At 42.8% G+C, this 26728-nt stretch carries 20 protein-coding genes; 2 read left to right on the top strand and 18 right to left on the bottom strand.

Translation table 11 applies throughout. From position 1 onward, the window contains the following. Positions 1-2: 2 nt before the first annotated feature. The 15 genes from ACFQZ9_RS14685 to ACFQZ9_RS14615 all read right to left on the bottom strand — a co-directional run bounded on the left by ACFQZ9_RS14685 (position 3) and on the right by ACFQZ9_RS14615 (position 18839). Positions 3-1022, bottom strand: a complete 1020-nt coding sequence (locus tag ACFQZ9_RS14685; RefSeq protein ID WP_498944349.1) for a Rossmann-fold NAD(P)-binding domain-containing protein — start codon at positions 1020-1022, stop codon at positions 3-5. Next, positions 1015-2463: a UDP-glucose dehydrogenase family protein gene (locus tag ACFQZ9_RS14680; protein ID WP_498944348.1), complete on the bottom strand. Its 1449-nt coding sequence runs from the start codon at positions 2461-2463 to the stop codon at positions 1015-1017. The genes ACFQZ9_RS14685 and ACFQZ9_RS14680 overlap by 8 nt, the downstream gene beginning before the upstream one ends. A gap of 187 nt (positions 2464-2650) precedes the next feature. Continuing rightward, a complete protein-coding gene (locus ACFQZ9_RS14675) occupies positions 2651-3934 on the bottom strand; it encodes an MFS transporter (protein WP_498944347.1) in 1284 nt (427 codons plus the stop codon). 56 nt (positions 3935-3990) lie between these two features. Continuing rightward, entirely contained in the window at positions 3991-5166 is a 1176-nt protein-coding gene (locus ACFQZ9_RS14670) for a M24 family metallopeptidase (protein ID WP_198310613.1), read from the bottom strand. A gap of 36 nt (positions 5167-5202) precedes the next feature. After that, positions 5203-6645, bottom strand: coding sequence for an aldehyde dehydrogenase family protein (locus ACFQZ9_RS14665; RefSeq protein ID WP_498944346.1), 1443 nt, complete (start codon positions 6643-6645; stop codon positions 5203-5205). A 25-nt stretch (positions 6646-6670) separates the two neighbouring features. Beyond that, positions 6671-7726, bottom strand: coding sequence for a homoserine dehydrogenase (locus ACFQZ9_RS14660; protein ID WP_498944345.1), 1056 nt, complete (start codon positions 7724-7726; stop codon positions 6671-6673). After that, a complete protein-coding gene (locus tag ACFQZ9_RS14655) occupies positions 7716-8960 on the bottom strand; it encodes a M20 metallopeptidase family protein (protein ID WP_498944344.1) in 1245 nt (414 codons plus the stop codon). Before ACFQZ9_RS14655 ends, ACFQZ9_RS14660 begins: the two co-directional genes overlap by 11 nt. Positions 8961-8990: 30 nt before the next feature. Then, positions 8991-10196 (bottom strand): cystathionine gamma-synthase family protein, encoded by a 1206-nt coding sequence (locus ACFQZ9_RS14650; RefSeq protein WP_498944343.1) that lies wholly within the window; start codon positions 10194-10196, stop codon positions 8991-8993. 15 nt (positions 10197-10211) lie between these two features. Beyond that, positions 10212-11216: an ornithine cyclodeaminase family protein gene (locus ACFQZ9_RS14645; RefSeq protein ID WP_498944342.1), complete on the bottom strand. Its 1005-nt coding sequence runs from the start codon at positions 11214-11216 to the stop codon at positions 10212-10214. A 25-nt stretch (positions 11217-11241) separates the two neighbouring features. Then, the gene (locus tag ACFQZ9_RS14640) at positions 11242-12426 is read right to left on the bottom strand and encodes a M24 family metallopeptidase (protein ID WP_498944341.1); all 1185 of its coding nucleotides are present in this window, start codon (positions 12424-12426) and stop codon (positions 11242-11244) included. A 295-nt stretch (positions 12427-12721) separates the two neighbouring features. After that, entirely contained in the window at positions 12722-13726 is a 1005-nt protein-coding gene (gene eutB, locus ACFQZ9_RS14635) for a threonine/serine dehydratase (RefSeq protein WP_498944340.1), read from the bottom strand. Positions 13727-13898: 172 nt separating this feature from the next. Next, complete coding sequence (locus ACFQZ9_RS14630) at positions 13899-15587, bottom strand: PucR family transcriptional regulator (RefSeq protein WP_498944339.1); 1689 nt, start codon at positions 15585-15587, stop codon at positions 13899-13901. 255 nt (positions 15588-15842) lie between these two features. Continuing rightward, positions 15843-15980, bottom strand: coding sequence for a hypothetical protein (locus ACFQZ9_RS14625; protein ID WP_498944338.1), 138 nt, complete (start codon positions 15978-15980; stop codon positions 15843-15845). Between the two features lie 409 nt (positions 15981-16389). Beyond that, positions 16390-17586 carry a hypothetical protein gene (locus ACFQZ9_RS14620; protein ID WP_498944337.1) on the bottom strand — a complete coding sequence of 399 codons (1197 nt, stop codon included), beginning with the start codon at positions 17584-17586 and terminating at the stop codon, positions 16390-16392. A gap of 71 nt (positions 17587-17657) precedes the next feature. Next, entirely contained in the window at positions 17658-18839 is a 1182-nt protein-coding gene (locus tag ACFQZ9_RS14615; protein ID WP_498944336.1) for a M20 metallopeptidase family protein, read from the bottom strand. Between the two features lie 147 nt (positions 18840-18986). On the opposite strand from ACFQZ9_RS14615, the gene ACFQZ9_RS14610 reads away from it, so the two are divergent. Together ACFQZ9_RS14610 and ACFQZ9_RS14605 are read left to right on the top strand one after the other, a co-directional pair. Further along, positions 18987-21101, top strand: coding sequence for a helix-turn-helix domain-containing protein (locus tag ACFQZ9_RS14610; protein WP_498944335.1), 2115 nt, complete (start codon positions 18987-18989; stop codon positions 21099-21101). 275 nt (positions 21102-21376) lie between these two features. Continuing rightward, on the top strand, positions 21377-23593 hold the full coding sequence (locus tag ACFQZ9_RS14605) for a glycerophosphodiester phosphodiesterase family protein (RefSeq protein ID WP_498944334.1): 2217 nt from the start codon (positions 21377-21379) through the stop codon (positions 23591-23593). Between the two features lie 54 nt (positions 23594-23647). On the opposite strand, the gene kynB is transcribed toward ACFQZ9_RS14605, so the two are convergent. From kynB to ACFQZ9_RS14590, 3 genes are all read right to left on the bottom strand, one after another. Continuing rightward, on the bottom strand, positions 23648-24271 hold the full coding sequence (kynB, locus tag ACFQZ9_RS14600) for a cyclase family protein (RefSeq protein ID WP_498944333.1): 624 nt from the start codon (positions 24269-24271) through the stop codon (positions 23648-23650). Positions 24272-24380: 109 nt separating this feature from the next. Further along, on the bottom strand, positions 24381-25220 hold the full coding sequence (kynA, locus tag ACFQZ9_RS14595; RefSeq protein WP_498944332.1) for a tryptophan 2,3-dioxygenase: 840 nt from the start codon (positions 25218-25220) through the stop codon (positions 24381-24383). A 16-nt stretch (positions 25221-25236) separates the two neighbouring features. Beyond that, positions 25237-26628, bottom strand: coding sequence for an amino acid permease (locus ACFQZ9_RS14590; protein ID WP_498944331.1), 1392 nt, complete (start codon positions 26626-26628; stop codon positions 25237-25239). Between the last annotated feature and the right edge of the window lie 100 nt (positions 26629-26728).

Here is a 26728-nt window from a genome sequence, read left to right as displayed (position 1 = left end):
TTTTATTTCACCTGATAATATTCACAATACCAATTCGTAAATTTTTGCAGTCCTTCTTCAATTGAAGTTGAAGGCTTGAAGCCTACCGCTTTTTCAAGCCTATCTGTCGAAGCAAAGGTGGCCGGAACGTCCCCCGGCTTGATAGGTTCAAAGATTTTTTTAAAAAGAACCTCTCTGCCCAGCGAACGGCTTAAAGCTTTTTCCAATGTCTCAATAAAATTCATCAATTTTTCCGGGCGATTGTTGCCAATATTGAAGACGGTATGTGGTACGCCTCCATCCGCCCTAGGGGGTACTTCCAGTAGACGCACCAGCCCTTCAACAATATCGTCAATATACGTAAAATCGCGATAGAGATCGTTTTCCACGTCACCATTATTAAAAATCCGAATCGGCTCACCCGCAAAATATTTTTGAGTGAATCCGAAATAGGCCATATCCGGCCGCCCCATCGGCCCGTAAACCGTAAAAAAGCGCAGCCCTGTGGCGGGAATTTTATAAAGATGGCTGTACGTATAGGCCATCAGCTCATTTGATTTTTTCGTTGCCGCATAAAGCGAAACTGGGTGATCGACAAAATCCGTCTCAGTGAAAGGCACCTTTTCATTCGCCCCATAAACCGAGCTCGACGATGCATAAACAAGGTGGTCGACCGGATGATGCCGGCATGCCTCTAAAATATTATAAAAACCAATCAGATTGCTTTGAATATAAACATCCGGGTTCTCAATCGAATAGCGAACCCCGGCTTGTGCGGCCAAGTTCACCACGATATGCGGTTTATAAGTCTCAAATGCTCCGAAGACCACTTCCTTATCAGAAATATCCCCTTTTATAAAAATAAACTGCTCAAAGGTTCGGAGTTTTTCCAGACGGGCATGTTTCAGGTTCACATCATAATAATCGTTTAAATTATCAAGCCCAATGACCCGGCAGCCTTGCTCCAATAACCTTCGCGCCAAAAAGTAGCCGATAAACCCCACCGCTCCAGTGATAAGATAGGTTTTATTTTTTTCAAACATGATTTATTTCCCTTTCCCGCACTGCAGCGCTTCTCCGTGTTCCCGCTTGTCTTCCAATTGAATAATATTCAACCCCGGCTTCCTTCATTTCATCCACCGCGTAAATATTGCGGCCATCATAAACCAGCGGTGTTCGCATCCACTTCTTATAATCGTCAGGCTTCACCGCTTTGATTTCGCCCCACTCGGTAAAAATAAAACAGACATGGGCACCCTCTAACGCTTCTGCAGCCGTTTCCACATAAGTGATACTCCCTTTGCCGATGGAACCCTCAGGAAATCGCCGCTTAAATTGGTCTGCGCCAACCGGATCATAGGCAAAAATCTCAGCCCCCTGCTCCAATAGCAATGGAACATTATCAAGGGACGGCGCCTCCCGTGTGTCATCCGTTCCTGGCTTAAACGTCAAACCGAGCACAGCCACCTTCAAACCATTAAAGGTGATCAGCCGCTTGCTGGCCTTCTTATATAAGACCGTCTTTTGATCGATGTTCACGTCAATGGCCGCCTTGACGGTCCGCAGCTCATACCCATGCTGCTCCGCCAAATAGTTGAGCGCCTTTGTATCCTTTGGAAAACAACTGCCGCCAAAGCCAATTCCCGCATGTAAAAACTTACCACCGATCCGCTCATCAAAGCTCATCCCAACCGCCACATCCTCAATATCGGCGCCAACTAGCTCACATAGATTCGCGATATCGTTCATATAGGAAATTTTTAGTGCAAGAAAATCATTTGCGGCATATTTAATCATTTCCGCCGATCGCCGGCTGACAGAAACAATCGGCAGTTGAAACGGTTCATAAATCTTCTGCAGTATCTGTTCTGCCCACTTGCTTTCCGTCCCAATGATGATCCTTCGGGCATGCAGCGTATCATAAACGGCTGTACCTTGTGCGAGGAATTCCGGATTTGACGCAACTTCGACCCGGATTGGTTTATCCGAGGCGGCCCCATTTCCCGTTACTTGTCCGCCACGATGAGGTAGAAAATCGTGGATAAACTGTTCTACTTTATCGTTGGTCCCTACTGGAACCGTTGATTTCACCACTACTAAGCAGTCCTTCTCAATGGTTTCAGCAATTTGCCGCGCAACAGTGGCAATCGATGAAAGATCCGCCGAACCGTCCGGCTGCTCCGGGGTACCGACTCCGATAAAAATTGCGTCGGCATCCCTGTATGCCTGTGAATAATCGGTGGTAAACTGCAATCGGCCGGCTGCATAATTCTTCTGTAAAAGCTCTTCAAGTCCCGCCTCAAAGATAGGAGAAATCCCCTGCTTCATCCTGGCAATCTTATCTCCATCAACATCCACACACGTCACTACATGGCCTACCTCCGCAAAACAAACACCGGCAACCAGCCCAACATAACCGGTCCCCGCCACCGCAAGCTTAAAACCCTTATCATCACGCCTGCTTTCATCTATATAATCACTCATAAATGACAACTTCCTTCCAAAAACCTCACTAGAACCTATATTAACATAAGTAATGGATAAATAATGGAATCGAACGCTTCCAAATGAAGGGTTCGACAAAATTCGGGTGGTGACAGGCACCGCCCGGTTTTTGCCGAATTCAAAAAGACCACCCGTCCATGGGGACGAGTGGTCTTAGATCTTCTGTTTAGGCAGTGTGGGTGTCTGATTCGATTGCCTCGTTGGTTGCATTTTTAACGGTTTTAGGTATGAGCATGATGGAAACGACGGCCATTATGCCTGTACCGATTAGATAGAAAGCCGGCATGAGGTTGTTTCCTGTAGCAGTTTGTAAGGAGGTGATAATGAATGGTGCACCGCCTCCAAAGATGGCTGTCGAAACATTATAGGAAATCCCATAGGCACTGTTTCTTACTCGGTCCGGAAACAACAATGGAATGGTCGAAGGAAATACACCAATAAACATCGCTACAATAATTCCTAAGGCAAAGAAACCTACTAACGGACCGGCTGAAGATCCGCCAGAAACGAAAGCAATAATCGGAACCGCTGTAAAAATAGCTAGTAAGGATGACAAGAGCAGAAACTTTTTCCTGCCAAATCGATCTGCCAGGATACCAAAAATCGGAAAGAGAATCATCATGAACAACATCCCGCTCGTCGTAACCACAAGGGATTGCATTGTCGAAAGCCCTACCTGTGTCTCAAAATAAGACGGAAGATAGGTTAATAAAGTATAATAAGCGCCATTGGCAAACGCCACATTTAAAAAGGCAATCGCAAGCGGCTTCCGCGCAGTTGAAAACATTTCTTTCAGAGGGTTCTTAGATAAAGTATTCTCTTTCTGCATTTGAATAAAAGTTGGTGTATCATCCACTTTTGTTCTAACATACATTCCCACTAACGCTAAAGGCAAGGAACAAATAAATGGAATTCGCCATCCCCATGCTGCCATATCCTCATGGCCGAGCCCGGAAGTAATCAATGCTACAAAAATGGAACCGATAATGTAGCCCAGCAAGGATCCTGATTCTAATAAACTCGTAAAAAGTCCGCGTTTCTTATTAGGAGCTGACTCATTCATAAAGACAGATGCTCCTGTATACTCCCCGCCTGCGGCTAACCCTTGTGTCATCCGCATCAAAATTAATAATAGCGGTGCAAAAATACCAATGGACCCGTAACTGGGAATCAACCCGATAATAGCGGTTGAAGAGGACATGACCATAATCGTTACCACCATTACTTTCTTCCGCCCCAAACGGTCACCAATCGAACCAAAGATCATTCCACCGAGAGGTCTAAAGAAGAACGAAATGGCAAAAATCGCAAATCCATATAACAAAGCTACTGAACTACTTTTTTCCGGAAAAAATTGTGCACCAATAAGAGCCGCAGTATAACTATAGATACCGTATTCATACCATTCAACTAGATTCCCTATTGCAGTAGCCATTGTAGCTTTCTTCATCCATGCATCATCCCCTTATTTAATCGAATAGATTTTAGCTTGCTAGATTGACCTTCCTAAACAAGTTCTTTTAAAGTCAGGTCTCTTGGTAATTTGGCAAAGGTTTCGCAGCCTGTTTCGGTAATCCGGATGGACTCACTCACTTCAAAACCATATTTGTCGAGCCATAATCCCGGAATCAGGTGGAACGTCATATTCGGCTGTAGGATGGTTTTGTCCCCTTTACGAATACTTACCGTGTGCTCGCCCCAATCCGGCGGGTAATTACAGCCCATTGAATAACCAAGCCGTGATTCTTTTACAAAGCCGCTTTTCTCAATCGTCTTTCTCCAGGTTTCTTCAATTTCCTCCGCCGCGATACCAGGGCGAATCATCTCAAGGCAAGCATTAATGCCTTCGACTGCCACCCTTGAAAGGGTTTCCATTTCCTCTTTCGGCTTGCCAATTTGAACGGTTCGAGCCAGCGGAGAATGATACCTTTTATAGCAGCCAGCCAATTCCAAAATAACTGCATCCCCATCTTTATATCGCTCGTCCGTCCAAGTTAAATGCGGGGTCGAGGTTTTTTCACCTGATGGCAATAACGGTACAATCGCCGGATAATCTCCGCCAAATTCCTCCGTTCCCGTGATTTGGGTGTAAAAAATCTTAGCAGCTACATCACATTCCCTGATCCCCTCTTGAATCAGCTCAATTCCTGCCTGCATCGCTTTTTCAGCGATTATCGCTGCCCGTTTCATATATTCAATTTCAGCATCGGATTTGATGAGCCGCACCCAATTCACGAGTAAAGTCGCATCTTGAAAGCTAGCATTTGGAAGACCCTTTTTTAATTGCTCGTAGCTTTTGGCTGTAAAATAATAGTTTTCCATTTCGACCCCAATAGAGCGCTTTTCCTGGCCAATTTGTTTTAAAAAGCCAGCCACGAAATCCATCGGATGCTTAGTGTCTGAATGAATATAATCATCTGGGTAAGGAATGATATTCTCGCGATAAAGCCAAGTCGTTACCTTAGCAGCATTCGCATCCATTCCTCTTCCAATCCACATCGGCTGTTCTTCGTCAATGATGACAACAAGCATCTGATGCACATAGAACGACCAGCCATCGTACCCGGATAAATAATTGATATTGGCCGGATCGGTGATAAGCAGGACATCGATTCCTTTTTGCATCATTCGTTCTTTTGTTTTCCGTATTCTCTCTTTATACTCACTTGTTGCAAATGACATGAGCCAATTTCCCCCTTGATGGAATCATTTTTAAAATTACCGCTCCGATAATTTAAAGCACACGACCTTTGGTTCGGTCATTTCTTGAAGAGCAAACTTGATGCCTTCTCTGCCTAATCCAGAATTTTTCACACCGCCAAACGGCATCGCATCAATTCGATAATCACTGCTGTCATTGATCATAATCCCGCCCACATCCAATTGGGCAATGGCCTTATGAGCTTTTTCGATATTTTTTGTAAAAATTCCCGCCTGCAAGCCATACTCCACGCTGTTTGATTTTTGGATGGCCTCATCTAGATCCGCTACTGGGTAAAGAAGAACGACCGGTCCAAATATTTCTTCTTTTGCAATTTTGCAGTTTTCTGGAACATTCGTTAGAACAGTCGGGGCGTAAAAGGCTCCGTTTCGTTTTCCGCCTGTTAATAAAACCGCACCTTTTTCAATGGCTTCTTCCACCATCTTTTCTACACGGATTGCTTCCTTTTCGGTAATCAGCGGACCCATGTCGGTAAGAACAGATTGTTTATCGCCAACATGATATTGCTCTGTTCGCCCAACAAATGCTTGTTGAAATGCTGCCATAATCCCCTCTTGGATATAAATACGCTGTACACCAAGACAATTCTGACCAGCTGCCCAAAAAGCACCAGATACGGAAGATTCAACCGCATCCTCAAGATCTGCATCCTCGAGCACAATAACAGGGGAATTGGAACCAAGCTCCATACCAATCTTTTTCAAACCGGCTTTCCGAACGATGTCTTCTCCCGCTTCCAGTCCTCCTGTAAAACTAATCATCCGAATCGCTGGATGGGTGACAAGAATATCCCCAATCTCACGGCCATGTCCGGTGATGACAGATAGCACTTTAGGAGGAAGTCCTGCAGAGGAGAAGGCTTCTGCAAGCAATAGGGCACTTAGCGGTGTCACGCTTGCAGGTTTTACGATAATCGCATTGCCGGCCGCAATCGCCGGCCCAACCTTGTGGGCAACAAGATTTAACGGATCATTAAAAGGAGTAATCGCGGCAATAATTCCAATTGGAAAGCGATAGTAATACCCAACGCGATTTTCACTGCCAGGCATTTGATCAAAGGAGAGCGTTTCCCCATTTAATCTCCTTGCCTCTTCTGCACTAATTCTTAATGTTTGAATACTGCGGGCGGCTTCTTTTTGTGCTTCGCGAATCGTTTTGCTTCCTTCATGACTGATGATCGAAGCATAACGCTCTTTATGTTCTTCAATATAATCAGCAGCCGCATTGATGACACTTATTCTTTCATGTACAGGCATAGCGGAAGCGATTTTTGCCCCTTCTTTTGCCGCTTCAATACAATCAAGCATATCTTCTTTCGTTGCTGCTGGAACGGTATCAATCAAACGATTATCCTGGGGGTCGCGCACTTCAATCACTTGATCACGCTCTACCCATTGGCCGCCAAGCAACATCTTCTGTCCTCTGATTTGAACTGTCATCCCTTTCCCGCCTTTCTATTTATAATTAAACGACTACCGGTTTACGCTCACGGTTAATATGAATCAAGTCGATTAACAAAGAAAATCCTGTCTCTTTTTTACCAGCTCCTGCTCCGCTCAAGGTAACAGGGCCAAGCAGATCACATTCATACGTAATTGCATTGACAGCACCGCCAATGGAGGCTAAAGAATCGGTAATCTCAACCTTTTCCGGTGCTACCGAAGCTGTCACTTCGCCGTTTTCCTTTTTCACTTTCCCAAGCAGCTTCCATCGTTTGCCTTCAGCCTTCGCTTCTTCAATGTCCTTTAACGAAATCTCGGTGATTCCTTTACAAGAAACGTCTTCTACCTTTAATGGAAGACCCATGATATAGTTTGCTAGAATGACAACTTTATATCTTGCATCATAGCCTTCGACATCACTTGTCGGATCCGCTTCCGCATACCCAAGCTCCTGTGCTTCTTTTAATGCCGATTCATAGGAAACGCCTTCCTGCTCCATTTTTGTCAAAATATAATTGGTTGTACCATTCAAAATTCCGCGGATTTCCTTAATTTCATTTCCTGCCAGCGTTTCAATTGGCATTCTTAAGGATGGGGTACCGCTCATTACGGTCCCTTCAAAGCCCCAATGAACCCCATTCTTTTCAGCAATTTCAGATAATTCCTTATAAGCAAGGGCAACGGGCCCTTTATTGGTCATCACGACATTTTTTCCACTTTCAAATGCTGCTTTGCAGTGGTCAATCGCCGGCTGACCGGTTTTGACATCCGTATAGGAAACTTCAATAACCGTATCTGCGTTTGTACCTTTGATCGTTTGAAAACTATCCCAGCCTGTGATTAAACCTGATGTCTGAGGGTAATTTTCCAAACTTCCTGTCTCTCTTAGGGTTTTCAAAACAAGATCTAAATCAAGACCGTTCGGGTGATAGATCGACCCTTTAATAAAGTCGGAAATCGCCACGACCGTTGCTTCGAATCCTTCTTTTTGCTCTAATTCTTCTTTTTTATCAAGCAATATTTCAGCTAAACCCTGACCAACAACACCGAATCCGATAAACGCTAATTTATGAGCCATGTACCTGTACCTCCGTTTTTTTACCGATTGACGATTGGGATTTTTCTTTTAAAAAATTCACAGCCGTTTGTGTCAGAATCGACGCGCCAATGGACAAGCTGCTTTCGTCAAGATCAAAGATTGGTGTATGCAAATCCCGCTTGAGCCCATCCTCTGTCCCGCTTCCTAGGAAAAATAAAGCTCCTGGCAGTTTTTGCGTCACATAGCCAAAATCTTCGCCGCCCATCCCAAAGGGACGCTTAACAATTTGCAAATCCGGATACATTTCTTCCATCGACTTTAAAAATAACTCGTTCACATGAGGATCATTGTTTAAGGCAGGTTCCCCTCTTTCCACTTCAAGTGTGTAGCTTCCGCCCATTGGTTCCACAATCGACAGTGCCTTCTTCAGTTCTAGACTTAATAAGTCCCGTACTTCAGGCGTATAGCTGCGGATTGTCCCAGAGATGAAAACCTCACTTGGAATGATATTGCTTGCCGTTCCGGCATGGATCTGACCAATACTGATGACACCCGCTTCCAATGCTGGAATTCTGCGAGCTACAACACCATGCAGAGCCTGCATCACAAGTCCCAGCATCCAAACCGGATCCGTTCCTAGCTCGGGATAAGCTCCGTGACCACCGCTTGCAAAGATTTTCGCTGTAAACACATCGACATTGGCCATACTGTATCCATCATTCACCTGGGCCGCTCCAACTGGGAGCCATGGGCACATATGAAGGGCAATCGCTGCATCGACATCATCATAGGCTCCGGCCTGAACCATGTACGGTGAACCGGAAAGTCCATGTTCGTCTGTTGCCTCTTCTGCTGGTTGAAAAATAAATTTTACGGTCCCTTTCAGTTCTTCTTTTTCAAATTTCTCTGCTAGAAGATGGGCCGCTCCAAGCAAGATGGTGGTATGGGCATCATGACCACATGCATGCATGACACCTTCATTTTTCGAATGATGATCAAACGTATTTTCTTCCTTAATCGGAAGGGCATCCATATCTGCACGAATCGCAATCACGGGTCCTTCGCCTGATGTTAAGGTAGCGACAACACTTGTTTCGACACCAATCCCTCTTTCAACTTGTAAACCCTTAACCTTTTCTAATGTTTCTGCAACAAATTGGGAGGTCCCGAACTCTTGAAAACTGAGTTCGGGATGTTGATGAAAATGGCGCCTCCATTCAATCAGCTGCTCGCTCAATGCTTTTGCTTGAACTGCTGTAGGATGATTTTCCATCCGTTCATTCCTCCTACTAATTTGGAAGTCTTATTTTACTTTTAAAAGATTTTCAACATGGGCAAATGCTTGTTCAAAGTCAGAAATGATATCCTCAATATCTTCAATACCGCAAGAAATACGAATCAATCCTTCAGGAATTCCCACTGCAGCACGCTCTTCTGGTGTACACTCAACGTGGCTAGTTGTACGAGCAGGTCCAACAGTTGTTTCTACTGCACCTAAGTTCGCAGCACGGTTGGCATACTGTAATTTAGGAAGAAGATCGCGAACCGTATCAACGCCGCCTTTAACCGCAAAGCTAAGCATACCACCGAAGTCCTTCATTTGTTTTTTCGCAACATCGTGGTGCGGATGAGTTTCAAGACCTGGATAATAAACCCCTTCAACAAGATCTTTTGTTTGTAGGTATTTTGCTAGTTTCATAGCATTCTCACATTGTGTGCGCACACGCAAGTGGAGCGTTTTCATTCCGCGAAGGATAAGGTAAGCTGCCATTGGGTCCATTGTCGCACCATTAATTTCACGGAAGTGATAAATCTTTTCAACCAACTCATGGGATCCACAAACAACGCCGCCTAATGCATCCGCGTGTCCGCCTAGAAATTTAGTTGCACTATGGATAACTAAATCAGCACCTAATGCTAAAGGATTTTGGTTCATAGGAGTTGCAAATGTGTTATCAACAATCACTAATGCTCCAGCATCTTTTCCTGCTTTTGCCATTCGTTCAATATCCGTAATTTTTACAGTTGGGTTGGTTGGTGTTTCCAAATATAGAATCTTGGCGTCACCTTTCGCTACTTCACGCTCGATTTGCTCATGGTTTCCTGTTTCACATAAAACTACTTCTACATTTTGACGAGGTAAGAACTCTGTAAAGATTTTGTTCGTACCGCCGTAAGTATCTTTAATGGAAATAATCTTGTCTCCAGGTACTAAGAAAGTGGAAAGCGTATTGCTGATTGCAGCCATTCCTGTTGAAAAGCTTGTTGCTGCTTCTGCGCCTTCAAGGATTTTGATTTTATCTTCAAAAGCTTGAACGGTTGGGTTCGTATTACGCCCATAAATATGTCCTTTCTTTTTACCAATTGCAACATCATACCACTCATCCATATCGTCATAGCCGTAAGCTACACTTAAAACAACCGGTACTTGTGTCGCACCGTGCACCAAGTAATCTTTTTCTCCAGCCCATACTGCTTTCGTTCCCATTTTTGCGTTTGTGTTCGTCATTAAAACCACTCCTCATTAGTTTTTTTGTAAAATTTTATTGTTTTCGATGGTTATGCCTTTGTTTCTTTTCACCATTTCTTTATAAGCAAACAGGGCAATGGCTGTATCCTGTACACCCGTTCCTGTTAGATCACATACAGTAATTTGTTCGTCGTTTTTACGTCCGGCCACCCATAAGGATGTCAGGTCACCTAATTCGACAACCTCCGACTCCTCCTTGAGGACACCAGCTGTAAGAGCATGATGCAGTTCCCCTAACCGGGCACATTGGGCTTTTGTATCACAGACGAGGATGTCTGCTTTTGCCAATACTTCCGCTTCTAATTCCTGCTTATGTTCAGCATCTGACCCCATGGCAGTAATATGAAGACCAGGATGCAGCCACTCGGCTTTGATGATCGGCTCTTTTGCCGGGGTTGTGGTAATCACAAGGTCACTGTTCCGGACTACCGTTTCAGCGCTGTCTACGGCTACCACTTCAATTCCTAATTCAGCGGTCATTTTTTCCGCGTATTTCTGAGCGCGTTCCGCTGACCGGGCGTACACGAGGACCTTTTGAAACTTCCTCACAATATTCAGTGCCCGCAGCTGATATTTTGCCTGACTGCCTGCTCCAATGATTCCGACCGTTTCAATCGTATTTTTGGCAAGATAAGAGGCTGCAACCGCTCCCGCTGCCGCGGTGCGGACATCGGTTAAGTAGCCGTTGTCGAGTAAGACAGCTTCCGGAACCCCCGTTTGCGTGTTAATCAGGATCATCATTCCATTGCCACTTGGCAGCCCAAGGAGATGATTATTGAAAAAGCCGGAAGAGATTTTGATTGCAAACATTTCTTTTTCCTTGATATAAGCCGTCTTTACATCGACTTCACCGTTTTGATCGTCAATGTCCACTCTCATAATCGGCGGCATGGAAACTTGCTTTTGCGATAAGCTGGTAAAAGCATCTTCAACCACTTTTACTGCTTCAGAATTTAATGAAACAAATTGCTTTAGTTCCTGCTCTGTGAAGATTCGCATCGTATGATTCACCCCCATTTAAGGTTTACTTTAAAAGCTGATGTCCCTTTAATGTTAAGTCTCTAGGAAGTTTCGCAAAGGTTTCACAGCCGGTTTCCGTAATTCGAACGGACTCGCTCGCTTCAAAGCCGTATTTGTCAAGCCACAATCCTGGAATGAGATGGAAGGTCATATTAGGCTGTAAAATCGTCTTATCTCCTTTTCGGATGCTCATGGTGTGCTCGCCCCAATCTGGCGGGTAATTCAAGCCCATTGAATAGCCGAGGCGTGATTCCTTCACAAATCCGCTTTTCTCAATTGTTTTTCTCCAGGTTTCTTCAATTTCTTCAGCCGCGATACCCGGACGAATCATATCCAAGCAGGCGTTAATGCCTTCAACTGCAACACTTGAAAGGGTTTTCATTTCATCCGTAGGTCTTCCAATTTGAACTGTTCTGGCTAGCGGTGAATGATATCTTTTATAGCAGCCCGCTATTTCAACAATAACAGCATCCCCGTCTTTATAGCGGTCATCTGTCCAGGTTAAGTGTGGTGTCGAAGTTTTTTCTCCGGATGGCAATAATGGAACAATTGATGGATAATCGCCGCCAAATTCTTCGGTACCGGTAATCTGGTTGTAAAAAATCTTCGCAGCTACATCGCATTCCCTTACGCCTTCTTCAATTAAATCAATTCCTGCCTGCATTGCTTTTTCAACAATTTTGGCTGCACGTTTCATATATTCAATTTCTGCATCCGACTTGATTAAACGGACCCAGTTGACGAGTAGGGTTGCATCTTGGAAAGCGGCATTTGGAAGCCCCTTTGTTAACTGCTGATAGCATTTGGCTGTGAAGTAGTAATTTTCCATTTCTACGCCAATGGAGCAATTGGCTTTACCAAACTCTTTTAATCGATCGGCAACAAAATCCATCGGGTGCTTGAGATCGGAATGAACATAATCATCTGGGTAAGAAATGATATTTTCATGTGAGAGCCATGTCGTTACTTTTGCTCCGTTAGCATCCTGTCCTCGGCCAATCCATTTTGGCTGTTCTTCATCAATAATGACGACAAGCATCTGGTGTACGTAAAACGACCATCCGTCATAACCGGAAAGATAGTTTAGATTAGCTGGGTCGGTGATTAAGAGAACCTCAATCCCTTTTTCAGCCATTCGTTCTTTTGTTTTGCGGATACGTTCTTTATATTCTGTTATTGAGAATGACATAAATCTTGTTCACTCCTGTATCGTTATGTTGTTTTTTGAATATTTCTATTTGTTTGTATTATATAAAACTGTTAAAAGCTTTTTCATCTGTCATTCTGTATGAAAGATTTTGCTAGTTTATAGTCAAAATTAGCAAAAAGGTAAGTGAAGATTAACTTTATCTGCTAATTTCCGGGATTTATCAGCGTTTCTGACCAGTTTATCAGCGATTCTTGGTTCCTTATCAGCGAATCAAACTATTTTATCAGCGAATTGAAAAAAACAACCTTCTTTCAAAAAAACACAAGTGACGATATCACTTGTGTAATGAAAGATACTTTTCAATGACCGAATGGATCACAGAAAGATCAACATTCTGACCGCTAATAATAACGGCAACATCCCCTTCTTGGTGAGGGATTTTATTACCTAAAACAGCTGCGATTCCTGTTGCCGCAGCACCTTCCATCATCATCCGGTGTTTGTCCATCATAAAAGCCATACTATAGGCTATTTCCTCTTCAGGAATCAGAACAACCTCATCCATATATTGCCTAACCATCGGGAACGTATATTGATTTTCGAGCCCTATTCCTCCTAGAAGACTATCAGCGAGCGTTTCACTTTCCGGAAGCAGGATGGGCTTCCCCACTTTCAAACTCTCATACATCACCGCAGACTCTTCCATTGAAACACCTGTTACACGGATGCCTGGATCATTAGCTTTCACTGCTAAACCGATTCCAGATAGCAGCCCTCCGCCCGAAAGCGGAACAATTACATCAGTTAGATTGGGGAGATCCTCCAATAATTCCAGCCCAATCGTTCCTTGACCGGCAATCACATATGGGTCATCAAATGGCTCAATAACCGTTAATCCCTTCTCCTTTTCAAGCTCATAACAGCGCACACCTGCGGCATCCTGGCTGTCACCGACAATTTCAATATGGGCACCAAGCCTTTTTAAGGAGTCGACTTTTGCCATTGGCACCCGATTGGAAATACAAACAACCGCATTAATGCCAAGCTTTTTCGCTACATAAGCCACCGCCATGCCATGATTTCCGGTTGAGTACGTTGCCACTCCTCGTTTTCTTTCTTCCTCACTTAAGCTTAGGATCTTATTGGCTGCTCCTCTTACTTTAAAGGCTCCAACTTCATGAACGTTTTCGAGCTTTAAATACACATTGCGGCCAATTTTTTCTGATAAAATGGACGACTGAATGACCGGTGTTCGTTTGATGAGCGGGCTAATTCGTTGTCTTGCTTCCCATACGTCCCGAATTTTCATTAATTCTTTTATCCCTTTAATAGCCGTCATAGAACCATCCTCCGTGCTTTTTACTCTAATCCTAAGTTTTTGTTAATGGGATATCAATTGTCAAAACTGTCGATAAATTTGGTGGATTTTTCATACACTTTGAATAAAAAAGCCGGCAAGTAAAATGACTTCCATTTCATTTGCCAGCTTTTTATAAAATGATCCGTGAAATTTATTGCCCCATTTTCCAAGTTTTTATGCTCAAATCTAATAAAAACAAATCATCCGGGTCCACAAGTGACAGCCCAGTTAACTCTTCGATTTTTCGTAAACGGTAAAGTAAGGATTGCCGATGCAAAAATAATGCTTTCGCAGTCTTACTTACATTCCCCTGATAATGATTATAGGTACTGATGGTATCAATTAAATCAAGATTTCGCTGTTTGTTATATTCAACGAGCGGTTCAATTGTGGCTGTAATGATTTCTTTCATTTCTTGGTTTTGAAAGAGGTTGAGAAGGATTCGGTCAATCCTTGTGTTTTCATACATCACCCGGTTTCCGATTCCTTTTTTATTCCTGCTGATATTTAGGGCGGTCAGCGCATTTTGATAGCTTTCCTTAAAACCTAAAGCCCCTTCATTGTAATTGCCAATCCCCCAAGAAATCACCACTTTTGGAAGTAAACTGCGCAGGCGGCGTTCAACAAGATCTAAAAAATTGGTTACGCTTTCTTTTTTGTTTTCTAAAGAAATTTCAATCATCACGATTAGCTTATCTTGCTGATAGGTGATCATCACTTCTTTATTCAAAGACTGGGCAGCATAATAAATTTCTTCTTTTATATAATGAATCATGCTTTCAACCCACTGCTGATAAGCCATTTCATCCCAATTATTTTTCTGAAAAAGCTTTTTTAAATTTTCCGGCGCGCCAATCAAACAAATATAGGGAAGATTCAAGTTATAGCCGACAATTTCAGCTTTGGAATTTGCTGAATCCCAAGAAGTAAATTCTCCACTCGTCAATTCTTTGACAAAAGAATCGTGAAGAATGGATTTTGCCTCTTCAACGGCATTTTTTCTTGAAAACCACAAAGCGACGGTTGTGACAGCATGCTCTAATACATTGACAATATACGGAGTTAAAAACTGATCTAGCAATACTTCAGACGGCAAGATGACGAATAAATAGCCCGGGGTATTTCCTGAGACCTGAATGACGGGGAGCTGTAAGATACAATATTCTTCGATATAAATGGATTGGATTTTTTGAATCATTGGATCATGTGACGATCTTAGCGTGGGCTTCCGCTGAGGAAGGACCCCTTTTACAGCATAGCCTCGCCAATATTCGAGAAAATTGGGGGCATCTTTACTTTGAGCCTGGATGGTCCCAATTTGGTCTGTTATCACAATCGGGTACTCAATACACCCATACAAATAATTCGAAATACAAGTAAGGCCGGTCTCGGTTAATATTAAATTCAAAAGCTCCTGCTGAACTTTTTCGGATCTTCTGCTTTCCTTATAATTGACATCATTTAATTGAAGCATGACTTCCTCAATGATATCAGAAAAGCGCAATTCCCACGGCAGTTCAATCAGAATTAAATGATTCTGATGCGCTTTTTCAATTACTTCATTTGGAATCTCAAAAATATGGCGTCCTAAAGCTACTGCCAGTGCGGAAGCCTCGGAATTGATCACATCTTGTACAAACTTTTCAAATTCCTTCACGTTTTGACCGCAGCCAATTGCAGTAGTTAATACAAATTCATTCTTTCGTACAAAACTCTCCACCGGCATTTCCATAGCAGAAACCCATTGAACCTCTTTTTCCTGTACCAAATGTTCCCCGGCAACAACTATAGCGTCCTTCATAATCTCTAACTGTAAGATATCATTTACAAGTAATCCCATGGAACCTCCTGTCCTGCTGCATACTGATTTATTATCTACGTATAATATTATTCTAACAAACTCTGACTACTCAGTAAATTATGTAAATTAAGGGATATTATTCGACAAAATCCGGGTGGTGACAGGCACCATCCTTTTTCAAAAGCATCCGGGTGTGCCAGTCCCTAAAAACCACAAAAAAACGGTCATTTTATTTTCAATGAAATAAAATGACCGCCTTTATGGTTTTGTATTATTCATAATTTTATCCATATTTTATTGGTTCGCCAATTTTTCTTCGACATGGTCTGGAAGGTGATCACAGAGTTGGGTGAACAAATAAGTTAAATAGGAATGAAGTTCAAATCGGTCTTCATGTACAAAAAGATCAAACAAGTTTTTATGTTTCTCCACGTTTTTTTACCCCTTTCTTTTTCCTTCGCTGGATTTTCGTTATAAATTTTTGACAATTAGAATGTTCGTTTTGCTGTCACTACATACCTAGTAATCAATCTTGATAAGTATCGGCCCCACCCTACGCTCAATACCATGATGGCCACGCGCGCCATCCACCTATCCTTATTATAATTGAAAACGTTTACATATTCAAAGAATATTATATTACAAGTTTTGACAAAGTGACCGAAGTATAGAAATACTGCCCACTTAGACAAGCACTAAAACATTTCCGCTTAAAAAAGAGGTGTATAAAAATCCAATCACATTCTTTAATATACAACGATACAATGACTTGAAAACTAAAAAAAGAATTCGACAAAATTCGGGTGGTGACAGGCACCACCCGGTTTTTGTCGAACCTATATTATAAAAATCCTACAAATATTCCAGCTAATATGACGGAGACGATGGTGACGGAGATGAATCCGCCGACGAGCATTGGTGGCAACATGTGGCTGGTCAATACTTCTTGTTCTTTTTCGTCTTTGGTTAGGGATTTGATGACTTCGTTTGTGATGATGTAGTCGGATGGGAATCCGTATAGTGCTGTTAGTGATACGGCAAAGGCCATGTGTTTGCTGACCCCAAGGGCTTTTCCGATAATGAACGAGAAAATATACATTCCGATGACACCTAACACAATACAGCCGATCAAAGGATATAAAATTTCCATAATCATCCCTGGTGTTGCTCTTTGCAGCGGATCGAACACAAACAGCATAAGAACCATGATGGCGATTCCAAAACCGTTCGCTTTTTGCAATACATGCCTTTCAAGAAAGCCGACACTGCGTGCAATAACACCAAATAATAAACATAAAACAAATGGACTAATGTCGACGACTGGCTTCAATAAAGTGGAAACGATGAAGGCTAAGAAGCCGACAAACGCAAGTCGTAAAAATTTGAAATAATCCGTATTATATTTATCTGGTAAATTTTTAAATAATTTAAGTTCCTTTGGTTCCGCGACGACAGTTGCAGCAACCTCCTCGCTTGCTTGAGCCATTCCCAATTGACCACTGCGATATTTCTGAAGAAGATTTCTGCCTTCTTTTTTCAATACAATCGAGGTAAGCGGATAACCGGCAAATCCTTGCATGACATAAATGACGATGGCAAAGACGGATAACGTTGTAAGCCCTGCTTCCTTTGCCCCTTCCGACATAATCAAGGCCGATACCAAGCCGCCGACTAACGGCGGAATCGCCACAACGATGGTTTTAAAGCCAAAAATAAAGGTTCCAATTCCAAATAGTAACGCAATAATTCCAGCAATTCCGGCAAGTGAAATGATAATCGTTCTCCATTGTTTCTTTAATTCCTCTAAAGAAAGTAAAGTACCCATATTGGTGATCAATAAGTAGATCATCATCGTTGCTACAACCGGCGGCACGCCCGCTAGCTCTACGATATTTTTCGGAAAAAACGTCCAATACCCAATCAGGAATAAAACCGCACTGATAAATACAGAAGGAATCCAAGCTTTGGTTTTAACCGCCACAACGTCTCCAATAAATAAAATAAGAACAACGATTACAAGTGCAAGCATCTGAGACATGAGAATCCCTTCTTTCTTTTTTTATTTTCGGCAGGAACTTGACCCTTCGAGGATCAAGCGCCAAAGCCAATTTATTTTTTATGATTTTCTAAATACGTTAATGTAGCCGATCCTAAAACCTTCGCTGCAAGTAACATACCCTTTTCGTCAATGTTAAATTTCGGATGATGGTGTGGGTAGGTTTCAGTCCATTCCGGGCTCTGGCCTCCTGTAAAGAAAAATGCCCCTTTCACATGCTGTAAATAGTAAGCAAAATCTTCACCGCCCATTTGAGGTTCACACTCCCTAACAGAGGTAACGCCAGGAACTGATTTCGCAAGTTCTGCGACAAACTCCATTTCTTCCTTAGGGTTTACAACAGCGGGATAGCCTTTTTGATATTCATAGCTATACGTGCAATCAGCAGCAAGACATGTCCCTTTTATAATCCTTTCAATTTCTTCTACAATAAATTCTCGTGTACTTTCCTTAAAGGTTCTGACTGTCCCCTGAAGAAAAGCGGTATCGGCAATGACATTCGAGGCATTTTTCGCTTCAAAGGAACCAATCGAAATCACGGCTGAATCGAGCGGGTCTACTCGGCGTGAAATAATCTGCTGGATGTTACCAACAAGCTGCGCTCCAATCACAACACTATCTTTTGTTAAATGCGGCTGGGATCCATGTCCGCCGCTGCCTTGAATTTTTACCTTAAAAAAGTCTGCTGCCGCCATCATCGGGCCAATCCGGTACTCAATCGTCCCAACAGGAGTTGGGGACCAAATATGCTGACCGAAAATGACATCGACACCCTCTAAACAGCCATCTTCGATCATCGCAATCGCCCCGCCTGGAAGAAGTTCCTCTGCGTGCTGATGGATAAAGACGACATTTCCTTCGATATCATCCTTCATGCGGTTTAACACTTTAGCGAGTCCGAGAAGGGTTGCTGTATGACTGTCATGTCCGCATGCATGCATGACACCTGGCACTTGCGACTTGTACGGAACATCGGTCTCCTCCTGAATTGGCAATGCATCAAAATCAGCACGTAAGGCTACTGTCTGTCCAGGTTTACCGCCATGCAATGTAGCAACAACACCATTTCCGCCTACACCCGTCCGGACTTCATGTCCCAAATTCCGATGATACTCGGCAATATATTTGACTGTATTCTCTTCCTGAAAGGAAAGCTCAGGATGTTGATGTAAATAACGGCGAATTTTTACCATTTCTTCGTATGCCTGATCCAATAATTCATAAAGCTTGTTCATTTCATTGACCTCCTATATAAAAAAAATTACTGTGTATGTTTTTCTACTATACTAAAAAGTATAAAATATCTGAAAATTATATCAATGTACGATTGCACAATAAAATTACTCATTTACTGTATACTAGTCCATAGGGAGGTCCTCTACATGAAAAATCAACATCTTTACACCTTTCTTTGTAAAAAATTCAATCCAATCCCTTTTCAAATTTATTTTTTTGAAAACAGAAAGCAATCACCTCAATTGGTATATACAAATAATGAAACAATGACCAATAACTTAATGATGCTGCCTGCTCCAGCAACAGACAACATCACGATTCAATTTGATGGAAACCAAACAGCAGTTTCTTTTTACTACTCAGAGCACAATCAGGTCCTTCTCACGCTTTCCAGCCCTAACGTGAACCTTTCAGAGAAAGAACTCGAACAATTGCATGTGATGTTTTCTTTTCTTGAGACGGAAAATACGTTACGGGAGAAAAGAGCGGAACTTGCTAGTATGATTGAAAGCAGTCTGACGATTACATCCTCACTGGAGCTTGAAGAGGTGTTAAATAAAATCATTACGCAAGCACTAGGCGTCATTCCGGCAGCAGATAAAGGATACCTGCAGCTATATGATGAAAAAACAGATGAATTAATCCCGCGGGCAGCTGTCGGATACAACGAAAAACTTCAGGCTGTAAAAATAAAAAGCGGGGAATCAATTACCGGAAAAGTCTTTCAGGACAGAACCCCTGTGATGTATGAATCACCCTCTGAAGTGTTCGAAGAGATGAAAACGATCACGAAGGGAAATTTAACACTTTTTCAAAAATCGATTGATTTTTTGAAAATAAAATCGATGATTGCGATTCCGCTGATCTTGGAGAATAAAGCCATTGGAGTCATGGCGATTCAACAATTTAATACAGAGGGAAAATTGAGAGAGCGTGATTTCAGCTTATTACAAGGCTTTGCCGCCCAAGCAGCGATTGCGATTCAAAATGCCAAGCTTTTTCAAGAAAAGAATGCCCGATTGGCGGAAATCACAGATTTAACACACGAATTAGAGGAAAAAAATAAATTGCTTTTAAGACGGGCGGAAATTCATGAAACATTAACACAGCTTTCCTTGCAAAATAAGAGTGTCGAATCCATCATTCTAGAAGTGAACCGCATGATGAACAGCGAACTCTTCTTTTTCGATCATCTTGATATGGAGCTTTTTCCAAAAAAGAACATTCTTTCCCCCTATTTAAGTAATGATGAATTCTCAAAAATTCTGAGAACAAGAAGATGGCCTTTTTCAATGAAGATTGTGGATGGGAGCGAAATTGAGTACTATGTGTATCCGATCCACTCGGATCGTGTTTCACTTGGCTGTTTTTTCGTCCCGCTACGGGAGCCGATTTCCCCGCAGGATAAAATGACGATTGAGCAGGCCAGTTCTGTTCTAGCATTGGAATTAACGAAACGAAAAACCCAGGCAGAGGTATACTACAAAAAAACGCAGGAATTATTTAATGAATTGCTGCAATATAAAGACCCATCAGCCTTAGAGGAAATAGGCGAATTATTAGGTTTGAATTCTCAATCCCATTTTTCTGTCATATTAGTTGAGGTGGCCGCTTATCAGGATTTACAAACATTAGAAGCGATGATTCACCGCTTAATTTCCCAATTAAAGCGGCGGATTGCAAGCCAAGGAACCTTGATTTTTGGATTTCATAATAAAGTGACGATTCTTTTCTCGACACAGCACACACACGAAATAAACGAATGGGTCCATTCGCTTCATTCCTTGTTAGTCAGGTGGAGTGATCGCGAGGAAATGCCGCTTCATGCCGGCCTAAGTACACCGCACGAAGGAATCCAATCGATAGTAAAATGCCATGAGGAAGCAAATAAATCCCTGGCTTATTTGATCAGTCGAAAGCAAACAGGGATGATGGATTATAAGAAAATGGGAATCAATCGGTTATTTCCGACAGGATCTTCTCCGGAAATTGAGCGCTTTGCCGAAGAAATATTAGCACCGCTTCGGACGGAAAAAGCAAGGAATAATGATCTGGAGAAAACACTCATGACCTATGTAAAATGCAATAAGTCGATGATTGAATCGGCTGAAGCACTTCATATTCATAAAAACACACTATATAACCGCATTAAAAAAATCGAAGAACTGCTCGGGCTCGAGTTGCACAACCCGGAGGACTACCTGCAAATTCTATTAGCCTGCCATTTTCGGGAAGGTCTTTTGCTTTCACGAAAGCTCTGATAGAGTAAGATTTGGTTAATGTCGCCCCAATTCCTTTTTAAAGCCTATTATCTTAATAAACATGTCATCGACAAAAAACGGGTGATGCCTGTCACCACCCGTTTTTTTGTCGAATAGGTATTTTTCATTAAAAATGCATCTTTTACATCTATTTATATAAGTAATACTTACTATTTCTTCTAAATTTACCAAACATTTATATTCTATTAAAAGCCACTTTACAATTCTCCTATAAGTTAAGTACGAGTACATAACTTATAGGAGATGAATGAAAAGTGAAAAAGAGTTTAGTAGCGGGAATTGCTTGTCTTTCTTTATCATTATCCTCAGCTGCTCCATGGGCAGTTCTAGCAGCTCCACATCAAAGTGTTGCGACCGATAATGGACAATCTACTTTACAGCCAATCACCTCTGATGTAGCGGTTATTGCCCATCGGGGAGCCTCTGCGTACGGGCCGGAACACACACTGGCTGCCTATAAACAGGCGATCAAAATGAAAGCTGATTACGTGGAATTTGATTTACAAATGACCAAGGACGGTCAATTGATCGCCATGCATGATGAAACATTGGCGAGAACGACCAATGCAAAGGAATTGTACCCGGACCGTGCACCTTGGCGTGTGAAGGATTTTACCCTGGATGAGATTAAACGCCTTGATGCCGGTTCATGGTTTAATGCTGCTCATCCAGATCTAGCGAAGAAAGAATATATTGGGCAGCGTGTCCCTACTCTTGACGAAGCGATTCAATTTGTGAAAAAGCATGGGAATGGAAAAGTCGGCCTCTATATGGAAACAAAAGCACCAGATGTTTATCCGGGAATGGAAGAAAAATTGATTGAAATCTTACAAAAAAACAAGGTGCTAGATAGCAAGAATCTTTTTCTAGAATCATTCAGTGAGGACAGCCTGCGCAAGTTGAAAACATTGGCGCCAAATGTAAAGCTGATTCAGCTATATTCGGGGGCGATGCTGAAGGGTAAAGATGTTTATCAGGAATTCAAACGAGTTTCTGATTACGCCGCTGGTGTTGGTCCAAGTAAGGAACTCGTTGTTCCAAAATTCATGGAGGCTGCACACCAAAATCAACTGCTTGTGCATCCATGGACGGTTAATTCCCAGGATGATTTAGCATCACTTCTTTCACTCGGAGTAGACGGCGAGTTTACCAATAATCCTGATAAAATGGTTGAATTGGTTGATAAGCCATTTATTTCACATGGCGTTGCAAGCGGAGATGTCACCGATTCATCAGCGATTCTTTGGGCTCGTACGAATGGTGCAGCGAATGTTCAATTTGAGATATCTACGGATAACAGTTTTAAAAAGCCCTCTATGGTAAAGACCGTTCATGCTGAGGCAGAAGATGATTATGCAGTAAAGGCTAAAATGGATGGCTTGAAGCCGGATACGACGTATTTTTACCGTGCCCATGCTGTTTCCAGCAGCTATACCGTAAATGGCTCATTCAAAACAGCACCGGCCGCGAACAGCTTAAAGCCATTGACCATGGTCTGGGGAGGCGATACGGGCGGACAAGGAGAAATTCCGCCATATAACTCCTTTAAGGCGATGTCCGCTTTAAATCCGGACTTCTTCCTGTTCAGCGGTGACACGATTTATGCCGATAATAAGACACCGGCTGTGCCAAATCCCCCATCTCAATCGGTACAGGATTTCTGGGCAAAATATAAGGAGAACCGTACAGACGCTGGATTACGTAGCTTGCTGCAAAAAACGGCTACCTTCTCGATTTGGGATGATCATGAAGTGACCAACGATTTTTCGGGACCATCTCAGCCATTGACACCGACTGGCCTTCGGGCATTTGAAGATTATTGGCCGATTTCGAATGAACGCAGTGCAGCAGACAAGCTTTATCACACCTATTCTTGGGGCAATACCCTCGATATGATGATTTTGAACAACCGCGGTTACCGTGATCCAAATACCCAGGCAGATGGTGCGGATAAAACGATGCTTGGCGAGGAACAGTTAGAGTGGCTGAAGAAGCAGCTTCTTGAATCGGATGCCAAAATTAAACTGGTTGCTACTTCTGTGCCAATCTCTGTTCCAACTGGAAAGGCAAATGCCAGGGATGGTTGGGCAAATGGCAATCAAGTAAACCCAAATGATCCGACCGGATATGAGAATGAGTTCAAAAAAATCTCTGATTTTATTGTGGAAAAAAGAATTAAGAATGTATTCTTTGTTACGACGGATGTCCATTTTGCTCAAGTGATTAAATATGATGCCAATCATGACAGCAAAACCGATTATCACGAGCTTATCAGCGGTCCAATCGGCGCGGTAAAAATCAATCCTGGTACACTGGACCCAACCTTCGGCCCGGAAAGCATGTACCAAGAAGGCAACTTCTTCAACTTTGGCGTGTTCAAAGTCGACCCGGCAACGAACAAGGCCACAGTAGAAATACGAGATGAAAATGGAAAAATTCATTTCAGCCATGATTTTCAACTTGAAGATTAATAGGAATTCGACAAAATTCGGGTAGTGCCTGTCACCACCCGAATTTTGTCGATTTTAGATTTTCCGCAAGATGGCGCGGACTGGGCTTCCATCGGCTTCTATTAATGGGAGTGGGAGTGCGGCTATCTCATATTCACCCGGTTCGATTTGTTCCAGGACCAGTCCTTCGAGGATATGGATTCCGTGCCTGGTTAGTTCGTGGTGGGCGGTTAGTTCTTTGCTGTCGATTGGGTCGACGGATGGAAGGTCGAGCCCAAGGAGACGGACGCCGAAGCCAGCTAAATAGGCGGCTAATTCGGGTTCAATCTCTGGAATCGCGCTTGGGAACTGGTACCGGTCCTCACAGGAATCTGTTCGGATTAGCAGACGAGTAACCCCGTCAAGTTCATAATCGGATAATTCTTTTATTCCGATTGATGTTGGTTTTGGCAGATGAATCACCCTTGCAGGGCCGATGTATAGATTTACATCAAGATCAATGACCTTTTTCCCCTCGTTATCAAAATGAAACGGAGCATCGATATGGGTACCGGTGTGGGTACTCATCGTAATTTGCCCAACATTAACTGAGCCGCTTTCTTCTTTGCTCCAATTGACTTTGTATGTAAATGGGGTATCTCCCGGCCAGACTGCAATCTGGTTATTAAGCGGTTGTGAAATATCAATCCAAGGATTCATGTGAGATGTCCTCCTTTATTTGTTGTCGAAAAAAATTCTTGTTTAGACCCGAAACGCAAATATCACGCAAAGCGGTCCTCCCATCACCAGGAAGACCGCCTCTTACATCCTACAACTTCGTCCGTAAACTCAACAACTCAGGGAAAAACTGCTGATCGAGTACTCTTTTTAAATACGTTACCCCAGACGAACCGCCCGTTCCCATTTTGTTCCCGATAATTCTTTCCACCGTCGTCATATGATTAAATCGCCATAGCTGCTGCTGGTTACCGATATCCACTAATTTCTCCGCCAGCTCATATAAATCCCAATATTGATCCGGATTGCGGTACACAGTCAGCCACGCAGCCTCGACACTCGCATTTGGCTCATAATTTTGTGACCAATCCCGATTCAGGGCTTCTTCATCAACCGATAACCCGTGTGCCACAAGCGCCGAAATCGCGGCATCATAAATACTCGGCTCGTTTAGAGCCTCCACCATCACCGGATACAGCTCCGGCTGATGCTGATAGACAGCAAGAGTACGAGCATTCTTGTTTCCAAGCGCAAACTCAATCAAACGATTCTGATAGGATTGGAATCCAGAAGAATGACCCAATTTATCGCGGAATTGCATATACTCAGACGGAGTCAACGTCGAAAGAACACTCCACGACTGAATCAATTGCTGTTGAATCCGCGATACCCGCGACAACATTTTAAACGATGGCTCCAAATCATTTTGACGGATACACGCAATCGCTGCATTCATTTCATGCAAAATCAGCTTCATCCACAGCTCACTTGTCTGATGAATAACAATAAACAGCATTTCATCATGGTGATCCGAAAGCCGATGCTGGCTCGATAAAATTTTATCAAGGTGGAGATAATCGCCATAAGACATATCCTTTTTAAAGTCTAATTGAATGCCTTTTTCTAAGTTCTTATTCTCTGTGTTTTCCATTTTTAAGACCTCCTATTTAATCCTCTATCACAATATCCTGTTGGGCAGCTGCCTCCACCCTTTTTTTATGAAAAAAGAAATACACAACCGTTAAAAACACCAGCCATGGGATGCCGAACTGAAGCAAAATTTTAAAAGGCGTAAACCACGTCGTAATCATTAAACTCACTAACAGAGCCGCCCCAAGAATGGTCAAATAAGGAAACCCGATCATTCTCACCGGCAGCTTGCGTCCGCCTGATTTTTCCCACATTTTTCGAAAAAACAAATGCGAGATAAATACCATTAACCAGGTAAAAATTGCACCAAACATCGAAATTCCCATCATAAAGGCGTACGAAGTTTCCGGGAACAAGGCACTGACAACTGCTGCCACTATAATCCCAACTGCTGATATTGCAAGAGCAGATGATGGCACTCCTCTTTTATTGACCTTTCCAAAAACGGCCGGGGCAAACTTCGACTGCGATAAGGAAAACACCATTCTCGTCGATGCATACAATTGACTGTTCATTGCCGATAAAGCGGCGGTTAAAATAATAAAATTCATAATTCCGGATGCACCTGGGATGTTCAAAATTTCCATTACTTTTACAAATGGGCTCTTATCGATACCAGCATTTTTCCATGGAACTATCATCAACATGATAGCAAGCGTTAAGACGTAAAAAGTAGAAAGGCGGAAAACGGTTGCCTTCAAGGCTTTTGGCACAGCAACATCAGGATCCTTCGCCTCACCAGCGGTCACAGCAATCAATTCAGTTCCTAAAAAGCTGAACAGTGAAATGAAGATGGCAATCCAAACACCCTTAAAGCCAAACGGAAGAAATCCCCCATCGTTTGTGAAATTTTCAGGACCAATTTTGGCAGCGCCTGAGGTGGACCCAAATAAGACATAGGCTCCTAGTAAAATAAAGCCGATAATCGCACTGATTTTAATCATTGAAAACCAGTATTCAAAGGTGGCAAAGGTGTTTACACTGGTGGCGTTTACATAAATAAGTACGGCTCCAAACAGCAAAATCCAGACAATTCCCGGAACAGTTGGGAACCAGTATTTCATATAGACAGCAATCGCGCTGACCTCAACGCCGACCGCGAGTACATTGGCAATCCAATACGAGTAGCGGACAAGATAACCTGCCATCGGATGAATGTATTTTTCGGCAATCAGTCCGAATGAACCTGAGGATGGGTGCGCAACGGTCATTTCCGCTAAACAGCCCATTAGCAGTAGAACAATAAACGCTCCCACTGCATAACTAATTAGTACACCAGGTCCTGCCGTACTAATCGCAAGACCACTTCCGAGGAATAGCCCGGTCCCGATGGCACACCCCATCGCAATCATCGTAAGTTGCTTTGTTTTTAACTCCCGCTTTAATCCCTTTTCCATCTTATTCTCCATATGTCCCCGCCTTTCCTTTGTAGGAATCGATTTTTGAAATATCCTAGAATCTATCATTACACGTAATTGGATTTTATCCGCGGATTTTTGGGTTTTATCC

Origin of the sequence: Neobacillus sp. GCM10027624 (assembly GCF_042675345.1) — a bacterium.
Lineage (GTDB): Bacteria > Bacillota > Bacilli > Bacillales > Cytobacillaceae > Neobacillus > Neobacillus cucumis_D.
This window is presented reverse-complemented; position numbering and strand designations above follow the sequence as displayed.

Coding starts and splice junctions, on each gene's coding strand:
- ACFQZ9_RS14685 (WP_498944349.1), bottom strand. CDS start 1,022: ATGTTTGAAAAAAATAAAACCTATCTTATCACTGGAGCGGTGGGGTTT.
- kynA (WP_498944332.1), bottom strand. CDS start 25,220: ATGGAAAACACAGAGAATAAGAACTTAGAAAAAGGCATTCAATTAGAC.
- ACFQZ9_RS14650 (WP_498944343.1), bottom strand. CDS start 10,196: ATGACGAACACAAACGCAAAAATGGGAACGAAAGCAGTATGGGCTGGA.
- ACFQZ9_RS14640 (WP_498944341.1), bottom strand. CDS start 12,426: ATGTCATTCTCAATAACAGAATATAAAGAACGTATCCGCAAAACAAAA.
- ACFQZ9_RS14645 (WP_498944342.1), bottom strand. CDS start 11,216: ATGCGAATCTTCACAGAGCAGGAACTAAAGCAATTTGTTTCATTAAAT.
- ACFQZ9_RS14615 (WP_498944336.1), bottom strand. CDS start 18,839: ATGAACAAGCTTTATGAATTATTGGATCAGGCATACGAAGAAATGGTA.
- ACFQZ9_RS14655 (WP_498944344.1), bottom strand. CDS start 8,960: ATGGAAAATCATCCTACAGCAGTTCAAGCAAAAGCATTGAGCGAGCAG.
- ACFQZ9_RS14620 (WP_498944337.1), bottom strand. CDS start 17,586: ATGTCTCAGATGCTTGCACTTGTAATCGTTGTTCTTATTTTATTTATT.
- ACFQZ9_RS14610 (WP_498944335.1), top strand. CDS start 18,987: ATGAAAAATCAACATCTTTACACCTTTCTTTGTAAAAAATTCAATCCA.
- eutB (WP_498944340.1), bottom strand. CDS start 13,726: ATGACGGCTATTAAAGGGATAAAAGAATTAATGAAAATTCGGGACGTA.
- ACFQZ9_RS14630 (WP_498944339.1), bottom strand. CDS start 15,587: ATGGGATTACTTGTAAATGATATCTTACAGTTAGAGATTATGAAGGAC.
- ACFQZ9_RS14590 (WP_498944331.1), bottom strand. CDS start 26,628: ATGGAGAATAAGATGGAAAAGGGATTAAAGCGGGAGTTAAAAACAAAG.
- ACFQZ9_RS14665 (WP_498944346.1), bottom strand. CDS start 6,645: ATGACAGTTCAAATCAGAGGACAGAAGATGTTGCTTGGCGGCCAATGG.
- ACFQZ9_RS14660 (WP_498944345.1), bottom strand. CDS start 7,726: ATGGCTCATAAATTAGCGTTTATCGGATTCGGTGTTGTTGGTCAGGGT.
- kynB (WP_498944333.1), bottom strand. CDS start 24,271: ATGAATCCTTGGATTGATATTTCACAACCGCTTAATAACCAGATTGCA.
- ACFQZ9_RS14680 (WP_498944348.1), bottom strand. CDS start 2,463: ATGAGTGATTATATAGATGAAAGCAGGCGTGATGATAAGGGTTTTAAG.
- ACFQZ9_RS14670 (WP_198310613.1), bottom strand. CDS start 5,166: ATGTCATTTGCAACAAGTGAGTATAAAGAGAGAATACGGAAAACAAAA.
- ACFQZ9_RS14675 (WP_498944347.1), bottom strand. CDS start 3,934: ATGAAGAAAGCTACAATGGCTACTGCAATAGGGAATCTAGTTGAATGG.